General features: G+C 69.8%; 9 protein-coding genes and 4 pseudogenes. 6 read left to right on the plus strand and 7 right to left on the minus strand.

The window, feature by feature from the left end; all coding sequences use genetic code 11:
* Positions 1-84 precede the first annotated feature (84 nt).
* The 6 genes and pseudogenes from ACH4TL_RS41560 to ACH4TL_RS41585 all read right to left on the minus strand — a co-directional run bounded on the left by ACH4TL_RS41560 (position 85) and on the right by ACH4TL_RS41585 (position 4495).
* Positions 85-549, minus strand: a complete 465-nt coding sequence (locus tag ACH4TL_RS41560) for a RidA family protein (protein ID WP_398329189.1) — start codon at positions 547-549, stop codon at positions 85-87.
* A 90-nt stretch (positions 550-639) separates the two neighbouring features.
* Positions 640-1128: pseudogene (locus ACH4TL_RS41565) on the minus strand (amino acid permease); the annotation flags it as partial.
* The gene (locus ACH4TL_RS41570; RefSeq protein ID WP_398329192.1) at positions 1125-1235 is read right to left on the minus strand and encodes a hypothetical protein; all 111 of its coding nucleotides are present in this window, start codon (positions 1233-1235) and stop codon (positions 1125-1127) included. The pseudogene ACH4TL_RS41565 and the gene ACH4TL_RS41570, both read right to left, overlap by 4 nt.
* Before the next feature lie 42 nt (positions 1236-1277).
* Complete coding sequence (locus ACH4TL_RS41575) at positions 1278-2462, minus strand: ArgE/DapE family deacylase (RefSeq protein ID WP_398329153.1); 1185 nt, start codon at positions 2460-2462, stop codon at positions 1278-1280.
* 181 nt (positions 2463-2643) lie between these two features.
* Positions 2644-3264, minus strand: coding sequence for a LysE family translocator (locus tag ACH4TL_RS41580; protein ID WP_398329156.1), 621 nt, complete (start codon positions 3262-3264; stop codon positions 2644-2646).
* A 109-nt stretch (positions 3265-3373) separates the two neighbouring features.
* On the minus strand, positions 3374-4495 hold the full coding sequence (locus ACH4TL_RS41585; RefSeq protein WP_398329159.1) for a diaminopropionate ammonia-lyase: 1122 nt from the start codon (positions 4493-4495) through the stop codon (positions 3374-3376).
* Positions 4496-4611: 116 nt separating this feature from the next.
* Here ACH4TL_RS41585 and ACH4TL_RS41590 point away from each other — a divergent pair, with 116 nt between their 5' ends.
* The 4 genes from ACH4TL_RS41590 (at position 4612) to ACH4TL_RS41605 (ending at position 8549) form a co-directional block, all read left to right on the plus strand.
* Positions 4612-5577 (plus strand): LysR substrate-binding domain-containing protein, encoded by a 966-nt coding sequence (locus tag ACH4TL_RS41590; RefSeq protein ID WP_398329162.1) that lies wholly within the window; start codon positions 4612-4614, stop codon positions 5575-5577.
* 241 nt (positions 5578-5818) lie between these two features.
* A complete protein-coding gene (locus ACH4TL_RS41595; protein WP_398329165.1) occupies positions 5819-7009 on the plus strand; it encodes a cytochrome P450 in 1191 nt (396 codons plus the stop codon).
* Positions 7006-7599, plus strand: coding sequence for a TetR/AcrR family transcriptional regulator (locus tag ACH4TL_RS41600; RefSeq protein ID WP_398329168.1), 594 nt, complete (start codon positions 7006-7008; stop codon positions 7597-7599). Before ACH4TL_RS41595 ends, ACH4TL_RS41600 begins: the two co-directional genes overlap by 4 nt.
* Before the next feature lie 125 nt (positions 7600-7724).
* Positions 7725-8549: an SDR family NAD(P)-dependent oxidoreductase gene (locus ACH4TL_RS41605; RefSeq protein WP_398329171.1), complete on the plus strand. Its 825-nt coding sequence runs from the start codon at positions 7725-7727 to the stop codon at positions 8547-8549.
* A gap of 126 nt (positions 8550-8675) precedes the next feature.
* On the opposite strand, the pseudogene ACH4TL_RS41610 reads toward ACH4TL_RS41605, so the two are convergent.
* Positions 8676-9130: pseudogene (locus tag ACH4TL_RS41610) on the minus strand (integrase core domain-containing protein); the annotation flags it as partial.
* A gap of 246 nt (positions 9131-9376) precedes the next feature.
* Here ACH4TL_RS41610 and ACH4TL_RS41615 point away from each other — a divergent pair.
* Positions 9377-9762: pseudogene (locus ACH4TL_RS41615) on the plus strand (integrase core domain-containing protein); the annotation flags it as partial.
* Positions 9763-9840: 78 nt separating this feature from the next.
* A pseudogene (locus ACH4TL_RS41620) lies at positions 9841-10209 on the plus strand (integrase); the annotation flags it as partial.
* Between the last annotated feature and the right edge of the window lie 85 nt (positions 10210-10294).

Here is a 10294-nt window from a genome sequence, read left to right on the forward strand (position 1 = left end):
GGCCCGGCACAAGCACCGGGCCGCCCTGCCGGCGCTGAGAGCCGGTGCGAGCACCTGATCAGGCTCGCTGCAGCACTTGTCGTCTCAGTCGGTCAGCTCGACCTGAATCTCGACCTCGACGGGAGCGTTCAACGGGAGGACCGCGACGCCGACCGCGCTGCGGGCGTGGACTCCCTTGTCCCCGAGTGCCTCGCCGAGCAGTTCGCTGGCGCCGTTGACGACGGCGGGCTGGCCGGCGAAGTCCGCTGCGGAGGCGACGTATCCGACGACCTTGACCACGCGGGCGGTGCGATCGAGGTCTCCGGCGACCTGCTTCACGGCGGCCAGGGCGTTCAGGACGCAGGTACGGGCGAGTTCCTTGGCCTGATCAGGGGTGACGTCGCCGCCGACCTTGCCGGTGAGCGGCAGTGCGCCGTCGACGAGGGGCAGCTGGCCGGAGGTGTGGATATAGCGGCCGGACCGGATGGCCGGGACGTATGCGGCGAGCGGGGTCGCGACCTGGGACAGCGTCAGGCCCAGGGCTTGGATGTTCCTCTCGACGGTGCTCATGCTCGTGCCTTTCGGGTGAGGGTGAGGGTAGCCGGCGCTGAGCAGGGCGAACCAGACGGCCCAGACGTACAGCGCGATGCGGGTGTCGGCGTCCATGGCGATGAGGACGGCGACGAAGAGGAAAGCGGCGATCGCGATCCAGTTGGTGACGGGGGCACCCGGCATCCGGAAGTCGGTGGCGGGCAGGAGGCCGGCGCGGGCCTTAGAGCGGTAGCGCAGGTGGGCGGCGAGGATCATGGTCCAGGTCCACAGTCCGGCGCAGGTGCCGACCGATGTGATGTAGGTGAACCCCTTGTCCGGGGAGACGATGTTGACGACGACGCCGATTCCCATGACCGCGGTGGAGAGCGTCAGGGCGGCGAGCGGGAGTCGGCTTCCGCCGAGTTTCTTCACCGCGGCGGGGGCTTCGCCGTTGACGGCCAGGCCGCGGAGCATGCGGCCGGTGGAGTAGATGCCGGAGTTGCAGGAGGACAGGGCGGCGGTCAGGACGACGAAGTTCATGATTCCGGCGGCGTCGGGGATGCCGACCTTGGCGAAGACCTCGACGAATGGGCTGACGCCGGGGGCGTATTCGGTCAGGACAGCACGGACAGGACCACGACCAGTGCGCCGACGTAGAAGATGGCGATGCGGACGGGGAGGGTGTTGATCGCATTGCTGAGGGTCTGCTTGGGGTTTTCGGCCACGCCCGCGGTGACGCCGACGTCCCTCCGGGTCCGGCCGCGGCTTCAGGAACAGAAGTCGGTGATGGTGGCGGTAAGAATGTCGGTGAGGCGGTCCAGCGAGCTGAGCTCGACGTACTCGGTGGCCGCGTGTGCCCCTTCGCCGTCGACGCCGAAGAGCAGGCACGGGATGCCGGCGCGGTCCAGGAGGGCGCAGTCGGTCCAGAACGGTTCGGCGCGCACCATGGGCGGGTGGCCGAGGGCCTGCTCGGCGTGGCGGGTGAGGGTGCGCACGATCGCGGCCTCGGGGTTGGCCTGGAAGGGGTCGCGGTGCAGGCCGCGGGTCAGGCGGTGGCGGAAGCCGGGGACCGTGGCGGTGAGATGGTCGAGTACGGCAGTCAGTTCGCGCTCGACGCTGTCGGCGTCCTCGCCCGGGATGGTGCGGCGCTCCAGGGTGATGCGGCAGTGCGCCGGGTAGGTCGAGGGTTCCTCACCGCCGTGGATGACGGAGGCGTGGACGGTGCCGGTGCCAAGGAAGGGGTGGGCCGGACCCTCGGCGAGACGTCGGCCCAGGTCCTCCAGGGCGCCCAGGAAGTGCCCGGCCTTGGCGATGGCGTCGATGCCGAGATCGGGCCGCGAACCGTGAGCCGCGATGCCTTCGATCTCCACGTCGAACCAGGCGAAGCCCTTGTGGGCGAGGGTGACTTCGAGGTGGCTCGGCTCGGTGACGATCGCCGCGTCGGCGGTGAAGGACTCCAGCACCTCCTCGGTGCCCGAGCTGCCGAACTCCTCGTCGGCGACGCAGGCGAGGATGACGTCGCCGCGCAGGGGGCCGTGGGTGGTGGCGCGGGCTGCGGCGACCATCATGGCCGCGATGCCGCCCTTCATGTCGAAGGTGCCGCGGCCGTACATCCTGCCGTCGTGGATCTGGGGGTCGAGCGGGTCGCCGTCGTAGTCGGCGAGGCTGACGGTGTCGAGATGGCCGTTGAGCATGAGGGAGCGGCCGCCGCCGGTGCCGCGGGCGATGGCGACGAGCGAGGGACGGGCGGGGCGCTTTTCGAGGCGGTGGACCTCGAAGCCACGGACCTCGAGCCATTGGCCGCAGTAGTCGGCGATGCCGGTCTCGCCGGCCCCGCCGTCAACGAGGTCCGGGTTGACGGAGTCGATGGCGATCAGCCGGGCCAGCAGGCCGGTGGGGCTGGAGTCCAGAGGCCCGGCAGTTGCTGGAGTCGGGGCGGTCTCGGGGGGCATGAGGGCCTTTCGAAGTCTGTTGCCGCCCCGGGGAACAGGGGCGAGTGGTGGGCACGCCCGGAGAGGGGCGGTGCTTGCCGAGCACCGTGCCCCAGCAGCCTCAGATAGGTCCAGCGGACTTTTCCGAGCGTTAACCGTCGGGGATCCCGAACGATATGGTCCCGGTTGCCGAGAACGCGGATCAGCCGGAGGTGGTTGCGACCACGAGACCGAAGCCGATCAGCGCGACGCCTGTGACCCGTTCGAGCGCTCGGCGGGTCCGCGGCCTGTCGAGGGCCTGCCTGGCCTTGGCCAGCACGAGCACATAGCTGCCCAGCCAGGCGACGGTGAGGGCGGTGTGGAGGAGGACGAGGAGTGTCATGCCCCAGGTGGCGGGGAGGCCGGGCGGGGCCAGCGTGGGCAGCAGGCCGGTGTAGAAGACGGCGATCTTCGGGTTGAGGATGTTGCTGACCAGGCCAGTGCGCCAGGGGCTCCCGGCAGTGGGGCGGGTGCCGGCGTCGGCTGGAGCAGGGGCGCCGCGGCGGTGCTGCCACAGCGTCTGTGCCCCCAGGAACACCAGGTAACCGGCGCCGGTCAGCTTGACGGCCAGATAGGCCGCGGGCGAGGCGGCGAGCACGGCCGCCAGCCCGGCCACGGTCAGCGCGCCCCAGAGCAGGAGCCCGGTCGCGATCCCGCCCACAGTCCGCAGCGCGTCTCCGGGGCCGGCCACGAGCGCACGTCGGGTCACCACCGCCATGTCCGGGCCGGGCACGACGGTCAGCAGGCTGAGGACACCGATCGCGGCCAGGATGTGGGTCAGCATGCTGCCGCCCTCCTCCTGGCCGAGGCGATCGAACCGGCCGGCGGTGGTGTGATGAAGAGGTGGTGACTCAACGCAGGTCGTCTTTCGGGTGTTCGGTGTTCGGTGTTGTTCAGTGATCGGTGCTGCCATGAGGGTTGGCGGCCGCACCCTCGGTGCTCAGCAGGACGACCACCGAGGACGGCCCGAGGCCCAGTGCCGTGCGTCGTTCGTCGGCGCCTTCGCCGGTGAGGGCCGCGCGGAGGCCGGCGAGGGCTGCGGCCCCGCAAGGGCCCGAGGAGACCCCGGCAGCGGCGAGGTCTCCGGCTGCGCGGGCGCTGTCGGCGTCGCGGATGGCGACCGCGGCGTCCAGGCCGCTGTACAGGTAGGGCCAGGCGATGCTGGACGGGGTGCCGCAGTTCAGGCCGGCCATGCTGGTTTCGCCGGTGGTGACGCTGACCGGTTCACCGGAGGTAAGGCTTGCCAGGACGCAGGCCGCGGCCTCGGGCTCCACCGACAGCAGCGCCGGGGCATTCCCGGTGGGGCGGCTGCGGTAGTGGGTGACCACGGCCTGGGCCAACGACCCCACGCCCACGGGCACGGCGACGAGGTCCGGTCCCTCGACGACTCCTTCGGCCGTCAGTTGCTCGTCGATCTCGGCGCAGAGGGTGGAGTAGCCCTCGACGATCCACCCCGGGATCCGCTCGTAGCCGGGCCAGGCGGTGTCCTGGACCAGGACCGCGTCTGGCGCGGCGGCCGCCTCGGCCGCCAGACGTACGGCCTCGTCGTACTCCCCCACGACCTCGGTGACCTTGGCTTCCTGGGCGGCGATGGCCGCCACGGCCTGCGGATGCACGCCCTGGGGAACGAAGACGTGGGCGTGCTGCCCGAGAAGGCGGGCCATGCGGGCCACCGCGCGGCCGTGGTTGCCGTCGGTGGCGGTCACCAGGGTGACCGGCCCCAAAGACTCGTGGCTCGCGGCCCGCTCGGCAAGGGTGCGGTGGACCGCCCAGGAGGCACCCAGCGCCTTGAAGGCGGGCAGCCCCAAACGGCACGACTCATCCTTGACGAAGACCCGGCCGACCCCCAACTCCCTGGCGAGTGAGGGGAGTTCGGTCAGCAGGGTGGATGAGTAGTCGGGCAGCGCGGCGTGGAAGTCGCGCACCGCGGCAGCCACGGGTGCACACCGCCAGGCACGGGCGCCGGGACGCGCAAGCCACGGCAGCGCGCGGAGGGAGGAAGCAGTCTCAGTCACACGATGAGGATGCGGCGCACCCGTGCGATCGGTCTAGCGAATGTTTCCGACCTATACTCATCGGAGAAACCGACTATTCAGGGCTCACTGCGCGATGGCGAGGGGAGCGGGTGTCCATGTTCGATCTGCACAGACTGCGGCTCCTGCGGGAACTCAAGCACCGCGGCACCCTGGCCGCCGTCGCCGCCGCCCTGTCGTATGCCCCCTCGTCCGTCTCCCAGCAGCTCTCCCAGCTGGAGGCGGAAGTCGGCGTCCCGCTCCTCGAGCCGGTGGGGCGGCGGGTGAGGCTGACCGCGCAGGCCGAGATCCTGGTCACCCACACGGAAACGGTCCTCGAACGCCTGGAACGGGCGGAGGCGGACATCGCGGCCTCCCTGACCGACCTGACCGGCACGCTGCGCATCGCCTCGTTCCAGACGGCAGCCCTGGCCCTCGTCCCGACCGCGCTCGGCCTGCTGCGGGACCGGCACCCGCACCTGCGCGTCCACGTCACGCACAGGGAACCGGAGAAGGCCCTTCCCGGTCTCCAGGCCCGCGACTTCGACCTCGTCCTCGCCGAGGAATACCCGGGAAACCCCAACCCGCGGCCTGCCGAACTCGAAGAGGAAGACCTGCTCGATGACCCCCTGCACCTCGCCCTGCCGTCCTCGGCCGACGCTCTGGACACCGACGGTCCGACGGCGGCGCTGCGCTCCCTCGCCGACCACCCCTGGGTGATGGAACCCGAAGGCACCGCCGCCCGGCACTGGGCCATGGCCCTGTGCCGCACCGCCGGCTTCGAACCCGACGTCCGCTTCGAGACCACCGACCTGCTGCTCCACCAGCGTCTCGTCGAGCAGGAACTTGCCGCAGCCTTCCTCCCCGACCTCGTCTGGAGCGGACAGCCTCCGACCGTCACCCTTCGACAACTCCCCCGCGGCCGACGCACCCGCCGCGTCTTCACCGTCGTACGCCAGGGCCGCAGCCGCCACCCCGCCGTCCTCGCCTGCCGCGACGCCCTCCGCCAGGCGGCGATCCCACCGCCGCCCCAAGCGCCGGAGAGGCATGGTCCGCCTGTGCCTTCCTCACTGTCGACGCCGTGACGTAGCCCGTCCGAGCCCGGTCACGGCCATGATTCCAACGTTCGCCGAGCCCAGGGAGAGCAGGAGCTTCGCTCCGCCCGGGAGAGCGTCTGGTCGAGGGACTCCCAGCGCTGCCCATCGCGAACTCCACGGTGGCCGCCGTCGGGGCTTCGGCGCCTCGCCCCCCCTTAAATGTTAGTAGACTTTCACTTACCTGGTAGTGTGAGGAGGTCCCACGTGATCACGAGAAGGGCTGAGCGACATGACGCGAGCTTCGGAGTTGCCGCTGGAGATGCGGCGCGAGGGGTTCGATCCGGTCGAAGAGCTCGGCCGCGTACGAGACGATCAGGGCGTGCTGCGGCAGATGACGCCGTTCGGCGTGCCCGCGTATCTGGTGCTGCGGCATGAGAACGTCCGGGAGGTGTTCTCGGATGCGACCCGGTTCAGCAGCGCCCTCACCACGTTTCCCGACGCGGATGGCATGAGCGAGGAGGAACGGGCAAAGCTGCGGGCCGGGAACGTGATCGCGTTCGACCCGCCGGAGCACACGCGGTTGCGGCGGATACTGACGCCGGAGTTCACGATGCGCCGGATGCGCCGGCTGGAGCCGCGGATTACCGCGATCGTCGAGTCGGCGCTGGATGATCTGGAGCAGGCGGGCAAGCCGGCCGATCTGGTGGCGCACTTCGCGCTCCCGGTGCCCTCGATGGTGATCTGCGAGCTTCTGGGCGTGCCGTATGCGGACCGGAAGGAGTTCCAGGACCGTGCCGCGCGCCTGCTGGATCTGTCGGCGCCGGTCGAGGACCGGAACGCGGCGCGGTGGGAGGACCGGGAGTACATGGCCGGCCTGGTCGCCCGGGCGCAGGCGGACCCGGGCGAGGACATGCTGGGCATGCTGGTGCGCGAGCACGGCCACGACCTGACAGCCGACGAGCTGATCGGCATCGCGAGCCTGCTGCTGCTGGCCGGACACGAGACCACCGCCAACATGCTCGGCCTGGGCACCCTGGCCCTGCTGCGCCATCCGGACCAGCTGGCGATGCTCCGCGAGGACCCGGCACGGATCGGGCCCGCCGTCGAGGAGCTGCTGCGCTGGCTGTCCATCGTGCCCTCGCTAGTGCGCACGACCACGACGGACATGGAGATCGCCGGGCACACCATTCCCGTCGGCTCGCTCGTGGCACCCTCGCCCCTGGCCGCCAACCGCGACCGCGCTCTCCTCGACGCTCCGGACACGCTCGACATCACGCGGGGAGCCGTCCGCCATGTCGCCTTCGGCCACGGGGTGCACCACTGCCTGGGGGCGCCGCTGGCGCGGATGGAGATGCGCATCGCATTCCCGGCCCTGCTGGGGCGCTTCCCCGGCCTCGCGCTCGCCGGCCCGGACGAACAGGCCGACTTCCGGGCCCCCAGCGCCGTATTCGGCCTGCGCTCGCTCCAGGTGACCTGGTGAGAGCCGACGCCGCCCGCAACCATCAGCGGATCGTCACCGCCGCAGTCGACGCCTTCGAAGAGATCGGGCCGGAGGCGACGCTGGAGCAGATCGCCGAGCGGGCGGGGGTGAGCGTCATGACGCTCTACCGCCGCTTCCGCAATCGCGACCAACTCATCCAGGCCGTCTTCGATCATCTCCTGGCCACCGAGATCGAGCCGGTGACCCTGGCGCGCACCGACGATTCCTGGCAGGACCTCGTCGACGCGCTCAAGGCCGCCACGGACGTGCTGGCCAGGCGGCAGGGGATCCACGCGCTCGCTCTGAGTTTCCAGGCGCTCGCCGATGAGACGGCCCAGCGCTTCCTGCCTGCCCTGGACGACCTGCTGAGCCGCGCGATCGACACCAAAGCGGTGCGGCCGGAACTTCAGGTGCGCGACCTGGTCGCGGTCATCGCCATGACCATGGCCACCGCGCACCCCGGTGACCGGGACGGGGCGGACCGCCGGCGCTACCTTGCCCTGCTCGCCGACGGGCTGCGCCCCTCGGCCACCACCTTGCCCCCGCCCTCGTCCCACGAGGTGCCCGGGCCCTCGGTCCGCGGGCAGTGACCGACGCGGCCGGCGGCACGGCGCATGACTGGGACGTCCCGCCCGGCACTTGCCCGCCGGACGGAGGGATCACCCCTGGCTGGTGCCACCCACCCTGAACCGATCAAGGATCCACGAGGAGAACCATGCGCACATTCGTCATCACCGGAGGCACTGACGGCATGGGCCGCGGGCTGGGTCTGCACTACCTGGAGCGAGAGGACCGGGTGATCGCAGTGGGCAGCAGCGAGGCCAAGGGAACCCGTTTCCTCGCGGCCGCGGCCGACCTCGGCGCGGCCGAGCGTGCCTCCTTCGTACGGGCCGACCTCAGCACCGTGGCGGGCGTGCGTGCGGTCGTCGACCAAATGCCTGAGGTGATCGACGTTCTGGTCCTCGCCGCCCAGCGGTTCCAGGGCAAGCGCGTGGAGACCGAGGACGGACTGGAGTCCAGCTTCGCGCTCGGCTACCTCAGCCGCTACCTGCTCGGTCACGACCTGCTCGACCGGCTGGAGCGCGCCGAGGCGCCGCTGGTACTGAACATCGCCGCCCCCGGCTCCCCTGGCAAGATGCGCTTCGGCGACCTGCAGCAGCGCACGGGCTACAGCGCCATGCGCGCAGCGACGCAGACGGCGCGCCGCAACGACCTCTTGGGCGTGTCCTTCACTCAGGTCCACCCGGACGCCCGCACCCGCTACGTGCTGTACGCGCCGGGCCTGGTCGCCACCGGCCTGAGTGAATCGATGAGCCAGCCCGCGCGCACCCTCAACAAGGTGCTGGGACGACTCTTCGCCGCTCCGGTCGACAAAGCGATCGCCCCCATGATCGAGCTGATCGACGAGCGTCCCGCAGCGGGCCTGACGGTGTATAACAAGGGCAGGTCCCTGCCGGTCGCTGGTCCTGCCTTCGACCCCGCGAACGCCGAACGCCTGCACAAGGAGACCGCGGACCTGGTCGCATCGATCAGCCGATGACCGCCCACTCCGGCTGGCTCTGCCTTCTCGACCGGCCGACGGTATCCTGTGCCGCTCGAAAAGTCATCACCGCAGGTGAGCTGGATGCGGTCAGCCCTGTGCCGCTCGAAAAGTCATCGCGGCTGATCAGGCGGCATAACGGTACTCGTTGAGGAGACCGCCAAGAATCCGGGTACGCAGGACTTCGTGAGTGTTGAGGTTGCTCGGGGGCGTCGGGTGGTAACTGATCGCGTGCTTGGTGGGGTCGGTGCTCGTTGTAGTGCTGCTCGTAGGCCGCGAGGACGTGGCGGGCGTGGACCTCGTTCATGATGAGGACGTGGTCGAGGGCTTCGCGCCGAATGCTGCCGATGATGCGTTCGCAGTGCGCGTTCATACGGGGAGCCTGTGGCGCACTGTTGATGATCTTCATCTCCTCGACCCGAAAGACGGCATCGAACGCCTCGCCGTACTTGCCATCGCGATCGCGCAGCAGGAAGCGCAGGGCCTGTATGCGTATGCCCAGGTCGGCGGCGAGATTCCGCGCCTGCTGCACCGCCCAGTCCCCGGATCGGGCGGGCGGTGACCCCGCTGATGTGCAGCCTGTGCCGCTCGAAAAGTCATCGCCACAGCTGAGCGGGGTGTGGACGGCCCGCTGGGATCATGCCCCACGTGTTCCTTTCCCTGCTGTACAAGGTGACCCGGAAGCTGCTGACGGTTCTAGCAGTGCTCCTCCGTCGCGAGACGGCGAAGGACGCGGAACTGCTGGTACTGCGGCACGAGAACGCGGTCCTGCGCCGCCGGTTGACCGGGCCGGTGCGCTATGAGCCCGCCGACCGGTTCTGGCGGCGGACTGGATCATACAGCTCGGACGCAACCTCCTCATGGACCTCGAAGACGCGGGCAGCAGGGCACGGTTCCTGATCCGCGACCGCGACTCGAAGTTCACAACCGCCTTCGACGCCCTGATGACCGATGCTGGTCTCAAGGTCGTCACCACCGGCGTTCGGATACCTCGGATGAACTCCCTCATCGAGCGCTGGATAAAGACCTGCCGCACCGAACTCCTGGACCGGACCCTGATCTGGAACCAGAGTCACCTCCTCCACGCCCTGCGCGAGTACAAGGCCTTCTACAACGAACACCGCCCGCACGGGGCCCTGAAAACGCCGCCCCATGCCGCCCACCACCTACACTGCGGGTGCCGATAAATCGTCCACGCAGGTCGGCAGACTGATCACGGATCTTCGGTTCTCCTCGGCGTTCACCCCGGGGTCTTCACCAGCGCAGGGCCCCGGCGGCATCATGATCTGTCGTGCTGCTGCGTCTGGCCTACCTCGCCGCGACCAACGCCCTGGCGTTCCTACGCCTCATGCCGATGAGCGACAGAGAAAAGGACGTCGAGATCCTCGTACTCCGGCACCAACTGCTGGTCCTGCAACGCCAGGTCGGCAAGCCGACCTTCACCGACATAGACCGCGCCATCCTCGTCAGCCTGCTCCACCACCTCCCCAAAGACAGACTGCGGCACCTTCTGCTCCTGGTCCGCCCCGACACGGTCCTGCGCTGGCATCGCAACCTGCTCAGGCAGCGCCATGCCGCAACCTGCGTACCCAGACGACGCGGACGCCCACGCACCATCCGCTCGATCCGCGCCCTGGTCCTGCGTCTGGCCAAGGAGAATCTCAATGATCGTGTCAAGCCGCCTGCGTGACCGGCGGGGCGGAGGTGAAGAACCTCTTGTCACGCAGCATTGCCCACAGAACGTC

The sequence above is a fragment of the Streptomyces sp. NPDC021115 genome (assembly GCF_044333065.1).
Lineage (GTDB): Bacteria > Actinomycetota > Actinomycetes > Streptomycetales > Streptomycetaceae > Streptomyces.